The 22,086-nt window shown below is 37.3% G+C and carries 20 protein-coding genes; 5 read left to right on the plus strand and 15 right to left on the minus strand.

What is annotated here, in order from left to right; all coding sequences use genetic code 11:
* Positions 1-57 precede the first annotated feature (57 nt).
* From GRFL_RS13370 to GRFL_RS13420, 11 genes are all read right to left on the minus strand, one after another.
* A complete protein-coding gene (locus tag GRFL_RS13370) occupies positions 58-621 on the minus strand; it encodes a helix-turn-helix domain-containing protein (RefSeq protein WP_083645103.1) in 564 nt (187 codons plus the stop codon).
* Between the two features lie 275 nt (positions 622-896).
* Positions 897-1,310, minus strand: a complete 414-nt coding sequence (locus GRFL_RS13375) for an HYC_CC_PP family protein (RefSeq protein WP_083645104.1) — start codon at positions 1,308-1,310, stop codon at positions 897-899.
* 358 nt (positions 1,311-1,668) lie between these two features.
* The gene (locus tag GRFL_RS13380) at positions 1,669-2,214 is read right to left on the minus strand and encodes a hypothetical protein (RefSeq protein WP_083645105.1); all 546 of its coding nucleotides are present in this window, start codon (positions 2,212-2,214) and stop codon (positions 1,669-1,671) included.
* Positions 2,215-2,753: 539 nt separating this feature from the next.
* The gene (locus GRFL_RS13385; RefSeq protein ID WP_083645106.1) at positions 2,754-4,199 is read right to left on the minus strand and encodes a type IV secretory system conjugative DNA transfer family protein; all 1,446 of its coding nucleotides are present in this window, start codon (positions 4,197-4,199) and stop codon (positions 2,754-2,756) included.
* Positions 4,196-5,224, minus strand: coding sequence for a MobB family relaxase (mobB, locus tag GRFL_RS13390; RefSeq protein WP_083646137.1), 1,029 nt, complete (start codon positions 5,222-5,224; stop codon positions 4,196-4,198). Before mobB ends, GRFL_RS13385 begins: the two co-directional genes overlap by 4 nt.
* A 1-nt stretch (position 5,225) precedes the next feature.
* Positions 5,226-5,774 carry a BfmA/BtgA family mobilization protein gene (locus GRFL_RS13395; RefSeq protein ID WP_083645107.1) on the minus strand — a complete coding sequence of 183 codons (549 nt, stop codon included), beginning with the start codon at positions 5,772-5,774 and terminating at the stop codon, positions 5,226-5,228.
* Between the two features lie 531 nt (positions 5,775-6,305).
* On the minus strand, positions 6,306-6,503 hold the full coding sequence (locus GRFL_RS13400) for a hypothetical protein (RefSeq protein ID WP_083645108.1): 198 nt from the start codon (positions 6,501-6,503) through the stop codon (positions 6,306-6,308).
* A gap of 11 nt (positions 6,504-6,514) precedes the next feature.
* The gene (locus GRFL_RS13405) at positions 6,515-6,895 is read right to left on the minus strand and encodes a DUF6876 family protein (RefSeq protein ID WP_083645109.1); all 381 of its coding nucleotides are present in this window, start codon (positions 6,893-6,895) and stop codon (positions 6,515-6,517) included.
* An 82-nt stretch (positions 6,896-6,977) separates the two neighbouring features.
* The gene (locus tag GRFL_RS13410; protein WP_083645110.1) at positions 6,978-7,313 is read right to left on the minus strand and encodes a single-stranded DNA-binding protein; all 336 of its coding nucleotides are present in this window, start codon (positions 7,311-7,313) and stop codon (positions 6,978-6,980) included.
* A 958-nt stretch (positions 7,314-8,271) separates the two neighbouring features.
* The gene (locus GRFL_RS13415; protein ID WP_083645111.1) at positions 8,272-9,108 is read right to left on the minus strand and encodes a DUF932 domain-containing protein; all 837 of its coding nucleotides are present in this window, start codon (positions 9,106-9,108) and stop codon (positions 8,272-8,274) included.
* A gap of 93 nt (positions 9,109-9,201) precedes the next feature.
* Entirely contained in the window at positions 9,202-9,609 is a 408-nt protein-coding gene (locus GRFL_RS13420; RefSeq protein ID WP_083645112.1) for a hypothetical protein, read from the minus strand.
* Between the two features lie 740 nt (positions 9,610-10,349).
* Between GRFL_RS13420 and GRFL_RS13425 the strand changes: the two genes are divergently transcribed.
* Entirely contained in the window at positions 10,350-11,567 is a 1,218-nt protein-coding gene (locus GRFL_RS13425) for a site-specific integrase (protein ID WP_083645113.1), read from the plus strand.
* Between the two features lie 618 nt (positions 11,568-12,185).
* Here the strand turns inward: GRFL_RS13425 and GRFL_RS13430 are convergent.
* Both GRFL_RS13430 and GRFL_RS13435 read right to left on the minus strand, forming a co-directional pair.
* Positions 12,186-12,629, minus strand: coding sequence for a hypothetical protein (locus GRFL_RS13430; RefSeq protein ID WP_083645114.1), 444 nt, complete (start codon positions 12,627-12,629; stop codon positions 12,186-12,188).
* Between the two features lie 17 nt (positions 12,630-12,646).
* On the minus strand, positions 12,647-13,402 hold the full coding sequence (locus GRFL_RS13435) for a PepSY-like domain-containing protein (RefSeq protein WP_083645115.1): 756 nt from the start codon (positions 13,400-13,402) through the stop codon (positions 12,647-12,649).
* Between the two features lie 1,070 nt (positions 13,403-14,472).
* On the opposite strand from GRFL_RS13435, the gene GRFL_RS13440 reads away from it, so the two are divergent.
* Entirely contained in the window at positions 14,473-16,509 is a 2,037-nt protein-coding gene (locus GRFL_RS13440) for an LTA synthase family protein (protein ID WP_083645116.1), read from the plus strand.
* On the opposite strand, the gene GRFL_RS13445 is transcribed toward GRFL_RS13440, so the two are convergent.
* Positions 16,506-17,666 carry a hypothetical protein gene (locus tag GRFL_RS13445; protein WP_083645117.1) on the minus strand — a complete coding sequence of 387 codons (1,161 nt, stop codon included), beginning with the start codon at positions 17,664-17,666 and terminating at the stop codon, positions 16,506-16,508. The genes GRFL_RS13440 and GRFL_RS13445 overlap by 4 nt on opposite strands.
* A gap of 2 nt (positions 17,667-17,668) precedes the next feature.
* Complete coding sequence (locus tag GRFL_RS13450) at positions 17,669-18,892, minus strand: YaiO family outer membrane beta-barrel protein (protein WP_236995800.1); 1,224 nt, start codon at positions 18,890-18,892, stop codon at positions 17,669-17,671.
* Between the two features lie 297 nt (positions 18,893-19,189).
* Between GRFL_RS13450 and GRFL_RS13455 the strand changes: the two genes are divergently transcribed.
* The 3 genes from GRFL_RS13455 to GRFL_RS13465 are packed head-to-tail and all read left to right on the plus strand — an operon-like array spanning position 19,190 to position 22,063.
* Complete coding sequence (locus GRFL_RS13455; protein WP_083645119.1) at positions 19,190-19,543, plus strand: DNA-binding transcriptional response regulator; 354 nt, start codon at positions 19,190-19,192, stop codon at positions 19,541-19,543.
* Entirely contained in the window at positions 19,543-20,592 is a 1,050-nt protein-coding gene (locus GRFL_RS13460) for a hypothetical protein (RefSeq protein WP_083645120.1), read from the plus strand. The genes GRFL_RS13455 and GRFL_RS13460 overlap by 1 nt, the downstream gene beginning before the upstream one ends.
* Positions 20,582-22,063, plus strand: coding sequence for a glycosyltransferase family 2 protein (locus GRFL_RS13465; RefSeq protein ID WP_083645121.1), 1,482 nt, complete (start codon positions 20,582-20,584; stop codon positions 22,061-22,063). Before GRFL_RS13460 ends, GRFL_RS13465 begins: the two co-directional genes overlap by 11 nt.
* The last annotated feature ends 23 nt before the right edge of the window (positions 22,064-22,086 follow it).

Raw genomic sequence — 22,086 nt, forward strand, 5'->3', positions numbered from 1 at the left:
AAAGGGATAAAGGTATTCATACGACATTTTTAATATTTACTCTTTATCAAGAATTTTTTATCTTATTTTGTCTAGGGGTGTTCTTACTCCCATTTTTTCCTTATACATTTTCATGGTACAACCAGTTTCATTCTTAAATTGACGTGATAAACCAGATAGATTACTATACCCTAGGAGATATGCTATTTGAGTAAAGTTTAATTTGCCCATTTCAATTAGTTCTTTTGTTCTTTCTATTTTTAATAAAAGAGCATAACGCTCAATAGTTTGTTTAAATACATTTGAAAAATTATCACTAATCACACTATACGTTTTAGGAATATTAGAACTCAAGAAACTTGATAAATTAGTACTTAAATCTGAATTATATATATAATTTATTATCCATCTCTTTGTTTGCTCTCCAAGAATTTCTTCTTCACTTACAATAATTTCAAATTCATTTCCTACAATTATTTGCTCGATAATTGAACGATTTATTTTTTTAGGGCTATAATTGATTACAACTTTACCTAATTGAATATCTACTACTTTGGCTCCTGTTGCACTAAACTCATTATTTAAAACTTTTAAACAACGGCTACAAATCCTCCCTTTTATTTTAAACTCTTGTGTTATCATATGTAACTGTTTTTTTTCTTTTTTTTCTTCAAACTCCTATCTACAATAATCTTCTTATCTGGAAAATATTATTTTCTAAATCTCTATAATATATGTTTGGCATTGGCAGCTGCCGAATTATTTGGTATCAAATTTTTATCTCAAATTGAGATTTTGATATAAGCTATTCACTGTTTAAAAACGATTTAATAATTGTATCAGTGAATGTCTAAATACTTTAATTATCCTAACAGAAAATATCCATTGGATAATATAAGATTAACAGTAAAAAAAAATCAAATTAAATAAGTCTCGTCAATCTTGTAGATTTGTCTGACGACCAGTGGTGGAGCGTAATCTCTATATAAGGATTTTGTTTCCCTTAAACCTTCAAAAAGATTTATATAACTGTAAACAAATGATGCAATAAATAATTGTTGATTTAAAGTGAGCGTGTAAGCTGATAATTGCAATTCATCTTGACCGTCAATACTTATTTGTACATCATTACAACAATCCTTTTTCGCAATTGAGCAACCCTCAATTGAAGGACCCTCCATTTCCATTCCACAAGTACCTACCTTTTCAAAAATTGCAGCATCAACCAAAGTATCACCGCAATAATGCATATCAATAGTAAATGACATTGTAGAAAGAAGTACTACAATAGCTGTTAGAAAAGATGATATTTTGCGATATGACTGTTTCATTAGAAATGCTAAAATACATAAAATCCAGTAATTTATGTTAAAAAATGTTAAAACAAAAATCATCTTAGTTTAAAAATCGATTTAACACCTCTATATGCATAATTGCAGCAATGATAGGGCAATATGTAGATTCGTATTTGGGAAGGTTTACGATGGATGTAACAGCAGGATTATCTTAGTTGTTTATGATTAAGCGAACTTCATCTTTCGATAAAGGGGTAAATATTTGTTGGAAGCTTATCTTTTTGAATGCATTGGCAAGCAATTAATTGCTGTATTTTTTTGTTTTATACAATTTAGCAGATAATTAATTTTAAACCCAAAGTTTTTTTTAATTGCTTTTAATCAATTACAATGGCTATAATTTGAAGCCTAATCCAAGCCCAATAGTAGTAGTACTATAACCATCAAATCGCTGGTCGTAAAAAAGTGTAGGCATCAAATAAAAGTCGGTACCAATCTCGTATTCGTATTCTAAGCCTATACGTGCCAAACCAAATGATTCATTTTGCTCCACCTCAATCCCTGGTCCCACAGTTAAAACTAAACTGTTGGATATATAGTAGAGTGCATCTAAAGTAAATACAAGCGGATATTTCCGCTCGATTTCTTCATTATTATTGCGGCGCACAATCACAAAATTGTCAGCCCTAATATCGCTATGTAGTCCAATACCCAATTTATGATTTAACCTATAACCTATGTTCAGCCCCCAAGAAGGAACAAAAAGTTGGTTGCCCTTCCCATTGCTGCCAATGTAAGTGTGACTTATAACGCCAGAGATGTGCCACCTTTTTTCAAATGATTCACTTTCATTTTGTGTACTTGTCTGATTCTGTTCTTGTGCTGTAACAGTGATGCTATATAGCAGCAATAGCAAAAAGTTAATTGAAATTTTAAACATATTATAGAAGTTTTATATGGTATAGATTATTTAAGTTTCCCAAACGAGAGAAGCAATTGATTTTTTCAGGCCTGTAACACACTGAAATAATATGAACTGCTTTTATTTCCTCCAATTTTACATTATTTTTCGTTTTATTAAATCTTTGTTATAATCATTAAATTTTGGTAAATGGTAAAGGTATTTATACGACATTTTTACTATTTATTCTTTTTCAAGATTTTTTTATCTTATTTTGTCTAAGGGTGTTCTTACTCCCTTTTTTCCTTATATTTATTCATTGTATCACCAGTTTCCTGATTGAATTGACGTGATAACTCTGATAAATTATATACCCTAAGAATACCTATCTTTTCAAAAATTGCAGCATCAACCAAAGTATCACCACAATAATGCATATCAATAGTAAATTAAATTGTAGATAAATTACTATAACAGCTATTAAAAAAGAATGATATTTTGCGATATGGCTGTTTAATTTGAGGTGGAAAGATACATAAAACCTAAATGGTTGATGTCAAAAAATGTTAAATCAAAAATCATTTTAGTTTAAAAACCGATTTAACTTCTCTATAAATTCGTTCAAAATTGAGCTTTAATTCATCAGTTGTGAAATGTTGATGAGGATTTGGTATTTCTCTTTGAATCGCTTGTAGTTTAAATTGAACTCTTTTATCCTCGCCATCAGCAAAAGTTATAAACTCGCCTTGTTTTAGACGGAAAAACACATCTGCCCTACGTTTAGAAACTTCTTTTTCGCCTGTGGTAATTCTCGTATCAAAATTTAGATTGTGCCCACGATTTATACTTGTGGTTTCCATACGGACAATTTCAAAGAAACGCTCATAGTATTTTGCGGTATCAGGGTCATTGACCTTTCCGAAAAACTGATAGGAAAGATTGCTCAAAATAGCCTTACTCGCTTTGTCTCCATATAGCATATCATTCTGTATTTTATCCTGCATCACGTAAATTGTGGCAATATCATAGCTTCTTAAAGTTGCGGGAATGCGGTGCATATTAAGTAGTTTTATGGTTGGGGCTTCTTCCATCATTAAAAATGACGACTGTTGACCTCTCACGCTCATTTGCTTGATGACTGTGTGCATAATTGCAGCGATGATAGGCGAGTAAGCCGATTCATATTTGGGATGGTTCACGATGCAGATAACAGCAGGATTATCCTTGCTGTTAATATTCAATGGCACTTCATCTTTTGACAAAGCCATAAACAACTGTTGTGAACCTATCTTTTTAAAGGCATTGGCCAATGTGCTTTTTACACCTGCCGTTTGCTTGTCAGAGTCCATTCCGTTGATAAAAGCACTTGCCATACTTCGGGAAGTGATATTTGAGCTCACAAAAGCAACCAACTGTTTGGTAGCCATAGATTGAAAAATAGCAATCAAATGGGGCAGGGTGCAATATTGAGGATAGGACGTTTTTAGTTTCCAAATCATCCCACCCATCAAACCTTCTACAGCATCACTGAAGAATTTTGTGGTACTGTTTGTATTGGATTCGTTGAACTCCAAAAGGTTTTCAATAAGTACCTTGGATAATTCATTCACACTTTCCTCATTGGGTAAATATCTTGGGGCAATGGGGTTTACACGATAATGGATTTGGTCAAAAGCAATGGTATAGAATTTTACATCCTTTTCTTTAAATAATGGGTAGGCAATTTCGGTAAGTTCAAAATCTTTATAATCGTGTATAATACCACAAAACTGGTGTTTGTTAAAATGTTGTAAAAAATTATAGATAACACTTTCCGTTTTACCGCTTCCCGCAGAGCCAATAATCGATGCACCTCGCTTGATATTTTCGATTTTAAATTTTCCGCGTTGAAGTTTAAAGCGTACCTGATATTTCTTATCTCCGTTTATGGGTTCTTCCTGATGAAGAAACACATATAAAACTGTACTGACAAACAATACCGGAACAACAATAAAAAGGATGATATGTGGTATTGACATACTCATATCCCAATAGAACCCGACTGTATGGCTCGGTCGATTCCCTTTTTAAATTTGTTGATTATCTTCAATGCCAACTGTACTTTGTTTGTTGGAATATTCATTATGGGTACACCAGATTTGGCAAGTATTTTATAGGCAGTTGCCTTTTCATTGGTTGGCATTCCCGAAAGAATTGAGAAATACAACTTTGGATTTTTCAGGAATGTTTTACGTGCCTTATAAGTTTCAACATAGTTTCTTTTGTACTGAAATAAAGAATCAAAAGTCTTTTCAGAAGCCTTAAAGAATTTGTCCCTGTCAAAACCACGTTTTACAGGTTTGCCATTAAAAACGGTTTCCGAAGCTTTGTATTTGCTTCCTGGGGATAAACTGTATTTATTGGACATATCCTTTCTGCTCACAATAATATGAATATGGCTTTGAGAGCCTCCTTTCGGCATTCCTCTAACAATACGTTTTCCATCTTGTTGATGTGGTGCTTCTTTTTCCAATCGGGACATCGTTTGATGTAATTTTCTGATGTTTCCTTCCAATTCGCCACTTTCAATTTTTCGGATATCGTTCTTAATTTGAAGTATCTTGGTGGCATAAGGTTGATTTTCCTGAATTTGTTTGTCCGTTCCCTTATACGTTCGTTGATGCTCAATTTTGGCGTAGTATTTAATGTCATCTACGGTAACAGCTCGTCCGTTTATTTCACGATTGAAAGATTTAGCATACTCCTTCATCAGTTCTCGGGTGTACTGTTTTAGTTCTTCGGAATGATTTTGCAACCGCTTCAATTCATAGGCACTCGGATTGACCGTAATGGAATAAAATTTAGGTTCGGTCTTTTTGAGTTTAGCGGTATTTCCGTCGATTTCTTTGACGACTTCCTTTCCTGATATTTCTTCGCCATATTGGTTAAAAAAATGTTCCATCTCATCAATGGATTTTCCTTCATTCTCTTTTTCGAGATACGCGACAAAATCGGAAACGCTCTGTGTAAAATTACCGTCCAATGTCTGTTTGGTTACCGTGATATACATTTTATATTTTTTGTTTAATGTTTTCAAATTCATCTTTGCTCAAATCCACTTTTAAATATCCTCCTCCAAAACTGCCTTTTACATAAGTGGTCTTACTGATGATTTTTTCTAAATCATATTTTACCGAATGGAATTGTTGTTGAACTTCTTCGTATCGATTTCGGTAGTGGTTCAGTTCCTCGTTTTCCGTAATCAGTTCCTGTTGTTCAAATTCAAATATTTCTTCTTGTGGGGCTGCCTCATTTGGATTTTCTTGGAAAAGCAATTCCAACATTGCATTGGTGGGCTTGGTCTGGTTTTTTTCAATATCTCTAATAATGGCAACCAGAGCGTTGATGCGTTTTTTGAGGCTATTCTCCAAGGTCTGCATATTCGCACCCAAAGATTCATTTGGGGATAGCTCGTTCAAATCAAAAAAGTTCATCATTGTTTCCAGCGCATCGGTGTGCGAACGTGAAATTCTTTTGGAAAATTTCCGAAAACGAGTTGCCACATTAGGTTTAATACTAATGGCAGAAAAACTGTATTTCTTTTGATGATTTGAACTCATTTACTGTAAAAAATTGCCGTTTTATAGGGGGTTCAAAAGGATTTACTGTAAAACTTTATTATTCTTCTATCTTATATAAACAGTAATTATTTGAATATCAAATAACTACAACTAAAAACCAATCGTTAACACCGCCTTGGCGTGTTACCCTCTTGCTTCTCCAAATTCGTCCCGCAGGGACAAAATTTTTCAAACAACCTGACTAAAAAGTCAGTTGCTTTTTTTCGGAATAGAAAATTCCGATATGTTTAATTTTTGGTGGGTATCATTATCGGCGAAAGTCAAATCAAAATGGGATAACGATACTTAAATTGATACTGCTTAACAGTCTTTTAAAGATATTCTATTTAGATATAATTCTGAAATACAGATTGTTTCCAATTGGTTTGTTTTGATACCAAAAAATAGGATTTTTATGAAAAAGTAAATTTAAGACGTCGAGTTTCAGAATAGTGGCTCTTAATATTGTGAAAAAATAAGACACAAAAAAAGACCTCTGAAAGTTCAAAGGTCTAAATTCTTGTTTTCAATTTAGATGTTAAAAACGTAGGTATATGTATATAGGTTTTTTATCGCTTCTTCGTCCAATATAGTGTCATAATCTATATGATGTTTATTGGCGTAGGCTTTTAGGTCATTCCCAAATCTGCTCTCTATTTCTTCTTTTGAAACGGAAAGCAGATGCTGTTGGGTTTCGTCATCGAGGTTGTTATAATTCAGATAAATCATAGCCTTTCATTTTAATATTCGCTTGTTAGCATCAGCGTATTATCCACAAAATATAAACGCAGTTCATCCAAAGGAAAATCCGTAAAGTTGTATCGATGTGTTTCTAATATATTACCATTTCCATCGCTGTAAATTATTTCAGCTTCATAGCCTGTATAATCCTGTTTTTCTTCCGATAGCCTTTTAAAATCTATTGTGATAAAATGACTTCGGTTCAATAAACTTTTGGCAATTACAGAAACATCTGTGATGAGCCAAAAGCAGTCCGCTATATTGGCTAAATATTTCAATCCGTTTGTAAATCGCGTGCGTATCAATGGGATTTGATAGAACATTTCAGAACCGTGAAAATGTTGCAATCCTTCTTTTATTTCGTTAACTTGTGCTTTCATTGTAATGTCTTTTTTAGAATTAATGATGAAAAGAAGAGGGCACAAACTAATTGAAAACTGGTATTAGTGCCCTCTTTACTTTTTACTTACTACCTAATAATAGGATTTCATCGGCTACCACTTCGATAACATAGCGTTGATTACCGTCTTTTGTAGTGTAGGTGCGTGTCTTTAGTTTTCCGACCACACCTATTTCTTTACCCTTATCGGCATACTTTTCGATAATGTCGGCAGTTTTGCCCCAAGCGACAACGGTGTGCCAATTGGTGTCCGTTTGCTTTTCGCCTTTACTGTCTTTGTAGTTTTCGTTAGTAGCCAATGACAATCGGGCTACTTTCTTACCACTTTCAAGGTTCGTAATGGTTGGCTCTTGTCCAACATTTCCAATTAACTGTACGTGATTTTTAATAGTACTCATAATACAAGGTTTTAAAAGATTAATATTTCCCTTTCATTTTAAACTGAATTAAATTTTAAGGGGTGTTTGTATGATTTCTTTCGTGCTCCGCACAATGGATGAAGTGGGTTTTGTCAAGACTTTTAGGGAACAAATCAGGTGTGTTTGCGACGTAGTAAAATCCTTGGATTTTCAAGGAAGTAGAAACCCTATTTTTCACTAAAACTTGTATAGTCTTGACAAGTTCCATAATGGCATTAGCAATTCTTATAAAGTCATTTGTGGCGAGAGCGTACCGGCAGTTAAGCGAACAGAGCAAATGGGTTTATTTTAGAATTGGTTATGCCATACCTGTTTTTCGTTGTCCCGAAAAACAATAAAGGCTTCATCCATTATAAACCCCTTAAAATTTGTAAGGCAAAGGTTCGGTTTTTAAGAATTATCGAGCAAAGACCAAAGTAGGCTTTGCCGAGAATTCTGTTAAGAAAATCGAGGCTTTGAATTTCCGATGAGAAGCGGACTTGATTCACGGTTTTGGCTCGGGAATGTAGCGCTCCAACCCAGCGCAGCGGGTAGGGGTAGCGGAATGGAAAGCCAAAAACGGGGATTGGGTCCAAGATTTTTTGTAGAGAGGCTCTTTGCCCGAAATGAAGCTTTTCGCGAAATGTAGCGGTAAAGTGCTGAACGGTTTATAAAACGTATTATTCTTTTGAAGTAGGATTTAAAGCGGACATAACTTTAAAGATGTAGATTGAAATAGAGTTTGACCACTTCCCGAATTTTCTCGGGAATGAGTGGGCAAGTGGAATGGAAATCGGAATCTTTGAAGTTGTGTCCAAGACCTTTTTTGAGTGAAGCTCTTTTTCCGAAATGTAGAGCAACGAAATGTAGGGAAATGTGCTAAACGGAATAATATGGCAGAAGTATAATTAAAAATCCAGTTTAGTTAGGTACTGGATAAACCTTTTACAATCTTTCCTTAAACCATTGCGTATATTTCATCAAACAAGACCTTATCCAACTTTTCCTGTTGCGAAAAAGTCTTTTTCAAGGTATTGTGAAGCATCCAATTAAAGGCATTATATCCATCCCATAATGTGGGCGTTGTATGGTAATCGTGCCCTTCTTCTGCAATCATATCCAATAATTCCCTAGATTTCTTTGAAGGATTATCGTTTTTGTCGCTACATTCATATCGGAACAGTTTCGTTTTTTCCAATATCTCCTTTACGAATGCTTTGGTGTCGATAAGTTCGATTTCTTCCATTTCCCTGAATTTTCTTGTGATTTCGTAGTATTCGTTATTCAGAAACTTCTCAAACAACAAATTCAGTTTTGGCATTATTAAATCCGTATTGTTCTTGCTGTGCTTTATTGAAAATGCTATTTCTGATTGAGCAACGTGCAAGCCATTGGTGCATACTTCTCTATAAAACCCAAAATGCCCAGAAGTCTTTTCGCTTCCATCATAGGAATTTTTGAAACGCAACATCGGTAATATCTTATCCTGTTCATTCTTCAACGAAAACTGATTATCATCCTCGATTATAAAGTCGGTAATGAAAGACCTGTCATTTCTGTTAATCGTGCGTTTATGATATTTCAGATTGGCATCCAGCAATAGCTGTTCGGCTTTTTTGAAGAACAGTTCATTTGGAATATGGCCATAACTGTTCGAGACCACATTCACAATCTTTCCATTGGAAATAATGGCATTTTCAAGCCCTCTTCGAGATTCCATACCAGTAATGCTTTTTAACGATTTCATTTCATTTGAAACGAAAATTTCATCTTGTTGTAAACGATTTAAATACATAATATTTGATTTTAGACCTGTCTGATGACAGATGATTAAAAAAAGAAAGCCTACTCTTGCAAGCAGGCTTTTACATTTGAAGACATTCGCTTTTTAAAGTTCAAATTGTACAATCTGTTCTTCAATCTCTGATTTACGTTGTTCCAAAGTGGACTGTAAATGGGTAGTGACCAACTTTATTAAATTCGTATTGGTCGTCTTGAATTCCAGATTACGTGAGTCCCTAATATGAAAGGAACTTGAATCATCCTGATTGTAATTAAACTTTGTAAGCTCGTTCAATGTTTCCGTCAACCGTTCACGTTGATTGGCCAAACCTCTCAATTTTTCAAACTTTTGAATTCTGTCATCCAAATTAATCTCTGGTTTTTTGGCTACCACGGGCTTTTCTGGTGTAACAGTTTTTCCGATAGCTTCCTCGGTCAACTTCTTTTGAACTTCCTTTTTAATGGTTGCATTTACTTTTTTTGCTGTTCCGTTTGATTTTACTTTTGTTTCCATAATTAAATGATTTTAGATTAAACAATATTTGAGCAAAACCCAAACGGAAGACAAAATTTTAGAGCGGAAAGGAAACGGAATATAAATAAGCGAGGGAAGAAGCGTTGGCTTTATGCCGTCCCTTTTCCGAAAAATATTTTGCGACGTTTATATTTCGGTAATATTGTATGAATACTCTCTACCTCAAATTTTCCTATGGAAATTAATTCCTTTTAAAACCAATTATGAAGTAGTTAATTACTCAATTTTAAGTACTTAAGGAATGATTGATAGAAGATTTATTGGTAATGGTGAGAAGGCATAATAGACCGGAATTGTTACAGTATTAATACACTAAAATAAATGACTTTTTATGTTGGTTTGAAATAATACAAATGATATATTTGCACTATCAGAAAGTAAAGCAATTTACTATAAGTTCATTTATAATATCGTCAACAAATCGGCTAACAGTTATGTCTCGGAATCTGTAACTGATTGATATATATAATATTATGGGGAAAGGGTATAATCCTGCCACCCCGACGAACCACCTAATAAGTGGATACAAAACACTGTTAATCTATTGATTTTCAGTGTTTTTTGTTTTTAATGATATCAGATAATATCATTTAAATACATAAGTCTGGTGAATCATTCGGTGAATCAATTATTACAGATAAATCCGTAACTTCCTAAGGCACTTTAGTTGATTTGACTTTCGTCTTTGCGAACTGATTGTTTCATTAAAGACGCTTGAAATGCCTAATTACACTACCTTTTCCGTATTATTCTTTGTCCGAAAACATCATGATGAGACTAAGAAATTATTTATCTACGCCCGGATTACTGTTGATGGAAAACGTTCCGAAATCAGTTTAAAAAGATCTATTCCGGTGAATCAATGGGACGCCTCAAAAGGACGCGCGAGAGGAACTTCTCCAAAATCCCGCATTTTAAACCAGTATCTGGACCAGGTTTACAATAAATTATTAGACTGTCATAAACAGTTGTCTTCTGAGAATAAAGTAATCTCCGCTCAGAGTATCAAAGCTCGTTTCTATGGGAAGGATGATCAGCAGAAAACCTTATTGGAGCTTATGGATTATCATAATTCTCACATGAAAAATGTGTTGAAGCCCGGAACTCTTAAAAACTATTATACAACTGAAACCTATTTAAAAGAGTTTTTAAATAAGCAAATGAGCTGCAATGATATTAACCTCAGACAGATTAATTACCGGTTTGTAACCGACTTTGAACAGTTCTTACGCAAGTATTCTGCAAGGGTCTCCAGAAAGACTTGTGGCAATAATGGTACTATGAAGCATTTGGAACGTTTAAAAAAAATGCTCAATCTGGCCATTAAACTGGAATGGCTGATGAAAAATCCTTTTGACAAATTTAAATTCCGCTTTGAAAAGAATGAACGGCAGTATCTAACTAAGCGTGAGCTTCAAATATTAGAGACTACCGAGTTTACCAGAAGTAGTTTGCAAAAAGTTAAAGATATTTTTGTTTTCTCATGCTATACGGGTCTTTCCTACGTAGATATTAAAGAGCTAACCATTCATCGGCTCGTAAAGGGAATTGACGGCAGTAATTGGATCTATACCAAACGAGAGAAAACAGATGAAGCTGTGAAGGTACCATTACTCCCTCAGGCAGAACTTTTATTAAATAAATACAGGAATCAAATTACTTCCGATGATTATTTGTTTCCAGTATGTTCTAATCAAAAGATCAATAAATATTTAAAGGAGATTATGCTGCAATTGAAAATAAAAAAGACCATAACCTTTCATTCTGCCAGGCATACTTTTGCCACCACGGTAACTTTATCTAATGGAGTGCCTATTGAAACTGTTTCCAAGCTATTAGGACATTCCAAATTATCCACTACCCAGATCTATGCCAGGGTGATTGATTCTAAAATATCCAATGATATGGAATGTTTAAAAAAAAAATTAATGAATTGATGTTTGCCTTAGGTGAAGGTATATGAATAATCCAAATCCTATAAAAGCCATTAATATTCCAATTATAAGGATTAAATAAGGAACCACTTTTTTTGTTCTAGACATAGGATTGTTTGAAGTGGCAATTAAGTTCTTTCTTATTGGAACGATTGCCGTTTTTCCAATTAGTCTTAGCAATTTAAGATTAGCTTAATATATTTAAAGTGAACTAATTGCAAGATGTGTGCCTGTGGACACAATCTTGATTGCTCCCGATGGTCGCAATGAAAAAGAGATATTTAAGTGTTAAACCAGTATCTGAACTAATCTATGAAATGGGTGCAAAATACTTTTCTCTCTTAAAAATAAAGTGGAGTATTAGTAATAATATATTATGGGAAAAATTGAAATTAAAAGAATCGGCAGGGATATTTCGCTAAAAGCAAAAAGTGGCACGTAATAGGGACTAGCCACATACGAGTAATGCAGGAAAATATAAATAGGTTAGTAAAAAAGAATGCACCATCAGCCGGTATTGATGAACAATAAATTAAAAGCACTGAACAATAATAGATTGTCAGTGCTTTTAATCTGAGAATACGTTGAATAATTTAGTATTGTATGATCACCAAAAATTATCTAGTCACCTTCACTAAGCGAAAAGCTACCATCACCATTGAAGGATTCTAAAGTAATGGTAACGGACCAAATTCCAGGGACACCTGTAGAAGTTGTTCCTGAAAAGCTATCAGGCTCAGAACCACCATCCAGTGATTTATCCAGAACCATAGTTCCGTTGGCATCTTTTACTATCATTCTAAATGTTCCCTGCGAAGTAGCCGTAATATCGGCATTATAATCTGCTGTATTTAAAGCATTTCTCCATTGAAATGTTCTGGTTACACTCCCACCATTTCCTGTGAAATCACCATCAATATCACCATTGAAATCGCCAACATCTTCAAACAAAGCCTGACCATTTACCCTGATAGTAGCATTGCTTGAATTATCATCATCACTACTACATCCAACTATTATTGTTACGAGGGAAAATATGAGAAGAATTTTTTTAGTAAGTTTCATTTATATAGATTTTTAAGTTAATCATTTTCATCTTCGCCTTGATCATCATCATCTTCTCCATTTCCATCTTCTGCGCTAACGAAATTTCCATCCTCATCGAATTCAAGCTCTATACCGTTGTCTAATGTTACTTCATAAGATCCATCATCTTCTATTTCTGCTTCAATAATGGTCTCTTCAGGATAGTTCGCACTGATATAATCTTTAATTGCCTGAGGTAAATTATCTGGATGGATATCCGTGTCATCCTGGTCATCATCATCTTCATTCTCGTCATGAGCGATTCCAAGAAAATTTCCATTGACATCAAAAATTAATTCGATGCCATTGTCCAATTCTATTTCATAATGCCCATTACTTTCCCTTTCAGCCTCGTCAATGCCAACCCCTGGAAAGTGCTCGTCTATGAAATCCAGTATGTTCTCGGGTAATTCGGATACCTCCAAATCTTCATCTCCAAAATCATCTTCTTCATCTCGGTCTTCACCTAAAAAATTACCTTGCGAATCAAATATTAACTCAGTATTGTCACTTAAGGTAATTTCAAAATTATTATTATCCTCAACTTCAGCTTCTATAATAGTCAGGCCAGGATAGTTGTTGGTAATAAATTCCAGAATGCTCTGGGGTAGTGAAGAAGTTCTGACGTGAGCATCTGCTGTAAATGCAATAGCATTCAAATTATCTTCAGTGGCATTTTCCTCTTCGGAAGAACAAGCTGAAAGTAGAAGGAGCCCACATACAGTTAAAGTAAGTGTGGTTAAGTTTTTCATTTTTAAGTGTTTAGATTAGAGCAAATAATTTATTATTTCTATAAAGCAAATTAATAATAAATATTATCCCAAAAATAGAACTTTTTTTTAAAACACTAATTTTAATAGGAATAGGATCAGTATCATGAAGTTTTACCCTTTTTTTAAATATTCCTTATTAAAATAGCTTTAGAACGGTAGCAGATTTTAAAGCCGTTTGGTGGAGGTATGTAAAGAATGAAAAAGGGGAAATAACGCTTTTACCTGCATTTCCCCTCTTTTATTCCACTTGGGGGTGACCCTTTGTGGATTAAACTAATTAAAAGTTTACAGCGATTTTAAAGATACAAATAATTCTTTGCAACCTCCGGGCGCAAAGCAAGATTGTCATGACAATGACACATCTTGCTTTGTTGATTTTTTGAAGTTAATAATTTACTGGAAAGGCCGATGCGAATCCCCTGTATGAACCATTATTTTTAAATGGTTTACGTAAATCCCTGGTCTTACGGTTCATATTAAAATTTACTTTTTTTATCCTGAGCACTTTCCTTTTTTTAATCAGTTACAATTTTTGAAAACAGAAAACCTTTCAATTATTGAATTTAATTTACTTCTCTCAGAGCCTTCGCTACTACCTTTTTTCATGCCACCATATTTAAGATTTAGAATTAGAAAAGGACTTATAAAAGGGCAAAGTATGAAGCCCGGTTTATGCAGTCCGGCTAACTTCTAAATCTTATCCATTTGCATTTACTAAAAAAGGGAGATGACGTTAAGAAAGAATAATATGGAGGAGAGTGTATTTTGTAGAAAATCATATCTTTACATCACAAAGACGATCAAATAGTATGAACTCTCTTTGTTTTATGAAGTTTGGTGAATCATTCGGTGAAACATCAAAATAATTAACAGTGAAAGTATTGTGGTTAGGACGTTTATTGGAAAATAAATTATCCTGCCACCCCGACTTCAAAAAAACACTGATGATTTTCATCGGTGTTTTTTGTTTTTAGAGACTTGTACTTCCTTCCGCCTCAGCGATAAGAAAATTTTTCTTTTTTTTGTAACCTGACCCTTTGATCTAAATTATGAGTGCGACCGAAATATCGAGCCCCGAGTCTCCAAACCGTCTGGCCCAGGCAACAGCGTATTTCCTGAAGTTTTCCCTGTTATTTCTAATATTGCTTTTCATCAGCTCTGTTTTTGAAATAATCCTGGCTTCTTCAGATCATAACCTGAAATCAGGAATTTTGAGCCTGATAAAATGGGCCAGCCTGGAAAACCTGGCTTTCTGGTTGCGAATTGCGCTGCCAGCTTACCTCATTTTCAGTCTTGTTTACCTGGTGTCCAGAAGTCTCGCATTCATTTTATCCAACCTCGCGATCATCCTTTTCTTCAGCATTCATTTGCTGTTGATCTATTATTACAACACGACGCTGGTGATGCTGGGGGGCGATATTTTTGGGTATTCATTGGCAGAAATCACTCAAACAGTAGGAGCCAGTGGAACCCTCGCCATTGTGCCGGTCATGATATTCCTGGTATTTATATCGCTGGTCATCGCTGGAATTTTATTTATTCGGAAAAGGATTTTCTTTCCGCCGGTGATTGGTTTACTGGTTCCGGTACTTTCCGCAGCCTATATTTTCGTGGGATGGGATGAAAATGTCCAACCGAAACTGGAAACCGATTTTGAGACGAAACTTGCCGAAAATAAATCGGAACACTTCTATAATGCTGCGTATCGGCATTTTGAGCCCGAGATTTATGAAACCGATATTTATGCCGAGAGCTATGTGAAAAATTACCTCGCGGGAGATGATGTGCTCGAACCGGTGGAGTATGTAGATGAATTCAATTATCCATTTCTGCGGAAGTCTACCGGCCATGACGTCCTGGGACCTTATTTTGAAACAAAGCAAAAAAAGCCAAATCTCGTATTTATTTTAGTGGAAGGTCTGGGCCGCGCGTTCACCAATAAGAATGCGGAACTGGGGAATTTTACGCCTTTCCTGGATGAACTTTCAGATAAAAGTTTGTACTGGCCAAATTTCCTGAGTGGGGGAGGACGTACATTTGCCGTATTGCCTTCCATTTTTGGTTCGCTGCCTTTCGGGAAGACCGGCTTTATGGAGCTGGATCAAATGCCTTCCGAATTATCGCTTTTCAATGTGCTTCAGAAGAATGATTACCAGACGGCTTTTTACTACGGAGGAAACTCCACTTTTGATAATATGAATCGTTACCTGAAAGCGAATGAGGTCAATAGAATCCTGGATGAACCCACTTTCCCTGAGGCTTATCAAAAAATACCACCATCGGCCGGAGGCTTTACCTGGGGTTATGGCGATAAGGAACTATACCGATATTACCTGAACACGGTTGCAGATGATACGACTGCTGCACCTTATTTAAATGTGATCCTGACGGTTTCCACGCACGATCCTTTCAGCGTGAACGACCAGGATCGCTATAATGAGCGTTTTGAGCAGCGGCTGGAGGAGATCGGTTTCCGCGATGAGCTGAAGGAAGAATATTCAAAATATAAAAAGCAATATGCCAGTATCCTGTTCATGGACGATGCGATAAAAGAATTCTTTGAAACCTATTCCAAAAGGGCCGATTTCAATAATACTATTTTCTTCATCACGGGCGATCACCGTATTCCAGAGATTCCCATGACTTCCAAGATTGACCGTTATCATGTGCCTTTGATGGTGTATTCACCTATGTTGAAACGTACGGCCCAGATCGAGTCGATTTCTTCTCATTTTGATATTACCCCGAGCGTTCTTGCTTTTATGCATGAGCAATATGGCATTCAAACTCCTTCGGAAAATGCCTTTGTAGGGCAAGGTTTGGATACGCTTAGGAACTTCAGAAATATTCATCCTATTGCCCTGAAGCAAACCAAAACCGATTTTCGGGATTTCGTTATGGGGAATTATCACCTCAATGGCAATTCTTTATATGAAATTCAGCCTGATATGAAAGAGATTCCGGTAAATAATCCTGAAAAGAAAGCGGCACTTCAGAACGCGTTTGACCAGTTCCGAAGAAAGAACGAACAGATCATTGAAGGAAAGAAACTGATTCCCGATTCGTTAAAAGTATACGGGTCTTAATCTGGTAGTTCTTCAGAATATTCATCTAGAATCGTGGTGACCAGCGGGCGATAGAAATTCCAGAAGAACTTTTTGCGCTCCATCACATTGCGGGAATCATAAAAGAGCCCTTTCAAATATTCGATGCCTTTGAGGTAAGAACTGCTAAGGCTCACCGGGTTATCTGAAAAATCTCCCGAAAAGTAGTAGAACTGGTAATCCTGCCCCTTATGGCCGGTCACTGCCGGGAAATGTTTCGGGATATTGTAAGCCTGGATTTCTTTTAAACCTTCGGCAGTATAATCCAGTTCAAACCAACTGATCACTTCATTGTATTGCGGGTCGGGCACGATCACGTCAAACCAGAAAGGGTAATTCATATCTTCCGGAAGGCCAAATTTTTGCTGATTTTCAGCAATGGTATTGATCACGGGAATAGCATTTTTAAGATGCTGCCCTTCTTCCAGGATCACCACTTCATCGTGGTCGTTCACGAAAGCCACGCCGGCATTCTTAAAAGGCCATTTATTCTGATGGGCACGGCGATAATTGCTTACAAGCCATTTCGGGATTTCTTTATTCTCAACGATATCGAGATTTTCAAAATACCGCGCGGTCCAACCCGTCCATTTCACATGGAATAATTGCTCGAAAGCCCTGCGGTTTCTGGCGGAAGTGGGAGAACCGAACGTATTGAATTCAGCAATCACCAGTTTGTGTCGTTCTTTTAGGTTTTCCAGCAGTTGCAGGTCTTTGTTGCTAAGACCGCCGTATAAAATGCCAGACCTGGCTGAAATATCACCTTCCTGGAACCATTCATTATTGTAAATTCCATAGGTATCTGTAAAATAAGCCATATCGGCATCGAGGCTTAGTTGCTGAAGTTTGGAATCTGAAAAACGTTCCAGGCCTTTCAGGTTGTATTTTTCATTTTCCTGCGGAAAAAAACCGAAGTAATCTTCGCTTACATGATAGGGTTTTTGAGAAGTTTTTGTGAATTTTTCGTGGTTCAGAACCCAGTTCAGCGAAATGTGTTCCTGGCCTTTTTTGGTAAGAACCGTTTTATCAACAATGGCGATCACCAGTTTGGTATTGGGCGTAAAATACCAGGCCAGCCACATGAAAACCGGGATGAATAAGATGAAAAAGAAAAGATATAGCAGGATTTTCTTCTTCATGTCTAGAACCTTTTTATATAACCAAGGCTTCCGGAGATCTGGTTGCCGCGCGTATTCTGCTGATATTCCTGGTTCTGTAAACTTCCCGAAATAAAGAAAATATTGGAATTTTTCACTGTAAAGCGGTAATCCAAAGTGACATTATGCGATTTCAGGTTGTAGGGATTTCCGTCGTTGTATAAAATGTTATTCGATTCATTATCTGGTGAAATTCCGGTGCCCAGACGCAGGCTCAGAAAATCATCAGCCCCGCCAAAATAATACCTGGTAGTTAACGAATAAGATTGTGAAACCCGGTCGTTAGATGGGGTTTGATACGTTCTTAAATTGAACCAGAAATTGCTCACATATTTACCTACTGAAGCCGTGTAGATCCAGGTATTGTCTCCGCCGAAATTCAACATCCTGAAACCTACTTCCCCTTCAAAGGAAGCCGGTAAATTCGCGTAAAGCGAGAAGCCAGCACGATAATCTGGAAAAATACTGCCAGAGATCATTACCCCACCACTCACGTAGGCGTAAAAAGTTTCAGAAATACTGGGGTATGCTTCCACGATGAACTGCGAACCACTGTTGGTAAACCTGTTCCCGTAATTGAACCGACCTATGATCGTTCCAATTTTGGTAGCCCTGGAATAATCAATTCCGGCAAGGTGCCATGGGTCTTCAAATCGCTTGTCAAAATAAGTGTATTCGTAATCGATCCCAATTTCGTTATTGGCCGATACATTTTTTATGGATTGTAGCAGGGAACGGGCTTCTGTGAGCTTGGGATTGATCTTTAAAAGTTGGTTCACCGTGGTGTTTGCCTCCGGAAATCTTTTCAGGTCTTTCAGGACTTTGGCCTTCAGTAGCAGTAAATTTTGTGATTTTGGATGAACCTCCAGTCCGTTATTCACGATTTGCAGTGCTTTATCAGACTGGTCGTTCCAGTATTCCAGGCTCCCGTAGGCAAAACTGCCATCTTCATGTCCCGGGTTTTTGGCGAGCACCTCTTCAAATTCCTGTCGTGCCAGTTCGGGTTGATCGCTCCAGGTGTAAAGTCGCCCGAGAAAAATGCGAATATCCGTATAATCGGGGCTTTTTTCCAGCGCCAGCCTGGAGAGCCTGATCGCTTCCGGGTAATTATCATTATCGAAGGCCTCTGTACGGGCTTTCTGAAATAGTTCATCACTGGTCATTTCCTGCTGGGCATGGAGGCTGAAGCTCAGACAAAATACCAGCATGAGACAGATTGGGGAATGAAGGAAAGATCGCATAGTAGGTCTTACGTATTTCAAATGTTGATTCCTGAATTGCCTGCAATATAAGAGGTTTACAGAAAATGCTCCTCGTTGAAGAATAATTTATAAAGTTTTACGGTATAATTTTAAGATAAAACGTAAAATTGCCCGATTTTGAAAACCAAGTCTTGGGAATATTCGTACAATTTCTTCGGAAATACCTTCCGAAGAAGCTGTGAAACCGGTAAAAAGCTTGGTTTTCAGCATTAATTAGTATATTTCGAACGCAAAGTAACTGGAATGAAGCAAGCCTTGGTGATCCAAGAAGATATCATAATTCTGAAGATTCTGGAGCGACTGGTAAAGCTGAATAAGTTTGATTGTAAGGCGATACGCTCGCTGGATGATTTAACGATTGAAGACCAGCAGCAGAATTTTGATGTGATCATTACAGATATCCTGTTCGAGGGAATTGCGCCGTTGGAGTTTGTGGTTCAGGTACAGGAAGTTATTTTGCACAAGAATCTTATCGTGGTGACCAATATGGGTCAGGATAAGATCAAAAAGGAGATATTCGCGTTAAGCGGTATTGCCGGTTTCTATGCCGTGCCCCTGGATTTAGACGAAATCGAAGCGATAATACAAACCTACTGATGAATGGAGCACCATTACTTTATTTCATCCTAGCTACAGCAATCATTCTTGCGGGATACTGGATATCTATCGCGGTGAGCATTCTGTATCGTCGCAATAGAATGAAGCGCTACTTGATCATTGAGAGCACTTTTGCCAATATCGTGAGCCGCTACCTTTATAATGATCCCGAAGATCCTATCACCCTGGTCCAGATACAGCGTACGCTTCGGAATGTGGGAATCAAACCTGGGAAAACCCGCAATATCCAGTTTCTTATTCAGTTAATGATCAGGACACAGCGATATATTCTTGGGGAAAACTATAATAAGCTGAAAAAGCTTTATTCCCAGATCCCGCCCTACAAAGTTTCGATCAACAAAGTGTACAGCTGGAACTGGTACCGGAAGGCACGTGGTATCAGGGAAGTTTATGAAATGGACCAGTCGCAGTACCTGGACGAGGTCTTCAAATACCGAAACCACCGAAATCTTTATGTAAGGCGCGAAGCACAGATCGCGCTCGTGGTGTTCCTGGGATGGGAATCACTTCGGTTTTTACCTTATCTGAAGCGGAAGATCACCTTGTGGCAGCAGATCAAGATCGTTGAAAAACTCTATGACCTTTATCCAAAACCTGAACTGAAGTGGTTGCAACGGGCTTATAAAACCGACCGTTTGTTCGCCAAACAATTGCTCATGCGCATCATCAGGAAATATCAGCTGCATTCAGAAACCGATTATATTTTGATGCACCTGGATGATACCGATTATGAAATTCGGGAAACCGCGATCTATTGTATTCAGACCTTTGCCCTGCCAGATGAAAAGATCGAAAGAGTGAAAGAACTCTATGAGAAGATCCCGAATGCGACGCAACAGGGACAGCTGCTGGATTATATTTATGAAAATTCAGAAATCGATCTGGATTTCTATCTCAAGCAATTGTATGGTGATAATGATGAACTGAAACTAAGCGTTGCTGAAATTCTTTGGAATAACGGCTACAAAGAGAAAGTGCAGGAATTCTATTACCAGCAGTACCCAAAAACCGAAGCCCATGTGGAATAGCGCGGAAAGTTTCTTCGGAAGTTATTTCATCTACTGGATCAGTGTGTTCCTTTTCCTGAGCTATGGAGCCTCCTTGCTTACGCTTTATCTGCTGGGAATTCTACTGGCACGACGTTCGATCAAAAGAACCAAGCAGCGGTCAATCTTCCTGCAGTCTGACGATATTGTAAGTGCAACTGATATTCCTTCGGTGACCATTATCGCCCCAGCTTATAACGAAGGAAAGACCATCGTGGAAAATGTGCGTTCGCTGCTTTCCATGCAGTATCCTTATTATGAATTACTTCTCGTAAACGATGGAAGTAAGGATGATTCACTTCAGCTGCTCATCGACGAGTTCCAGTTGGAAAAACACGATGCCTCTTTCATAACGCAGCCTATTCCGACGGCTTCCGTAAACCATATTTATAGAAGTAAACTGAAGAAATTCACACATTTAACAGTTATTGATAAAAATAACGGTGGAAAAGCTGACGCTATTAACGCCGGGGTCAACTTTGCTAATACCGAACTGGTGATCTTTACAGATGTGGATTGTATCATCGAGCAGGACGCGATCCTGAAAATGGTTCGCCCGTACTTGGAGGAAGACGACAAGGAGATCATCGCCTGTGGAGGCGGGATCGGGATCGCCAATGATTCGGAAATTCGCAATGGGATACTTACAGAACTTAAATTACCAAATAACCTGATTCCGCTTACACAGGTCGTGGAGTACATCAGGGCTTTTTTGCTGGGACGAATGGCCTGGAGTGAGATCAACGGTCTCATGCTCGTTTCGGGCGCCTTTGGAATGTATCCCCGGAAAAGAGTGATCGAAGTAGGAGGTTTCAACCCAAATACAGTAGGGGAAGATTTGGAGCTGTGTATCAGGCTGCGGATGCATATGGAAGAAAAGAAAATACCGTATAAGGTAGTGTATCTTCCGGAAACCCTTTGCTGGACAGAGGGCCCGCCAGATGTAAAAGTTTTGACCTTACAGCGAGACCGGTGGGCGAGGGGACTTTGGGAAACCATCAGCCTGCATCGCCACTTGCTTTTCAACAGCAAATATCGCCAGATGGGCTGGCTATATTATCCCTACTGGGTCATTTTTGAATTTAGCGCGCCTATTGTGGAAACGATGGGTGTTCTTTGCCTGATTGCCTTTTCCTTGCTCGGTTGGGTAAACTGGCCAAATGCGATCCTGTTATTTTTGGCAGCTTACCTGGTAGGATGCCTGTTTTCAACGATCGCGATTTTCATGTATGTGAAAAGTTTCAATCACTATCAGAAACCCAAACAAATCGTCCTGTTATTGCTGGCCGCCTATCTGGAACCATTTCTTTATCATCCGGTGCTGGTCTTCGGTCAAATGAAGGGATATTATAAAAAATTCTTCGATATCAAGACCGGTTGGGGTAAGATGACGCGGAAAGGCTTTAAGGTCGCGGAAGACGTTACCCAGCAAATGCGTTCGAAAACCGGATAAAACGCTAATGCTTTTAGGGATCG

The organism is Christiangramia flava JLT2011 (assembly GCF_001951155.1).
Taxonomy (GTDB): Bacteria; Bacteroidota; Bacteroidia; order Flavobacteriales; family Flavobacteriaceae; genus Christiangramia; species Christiangramia flava.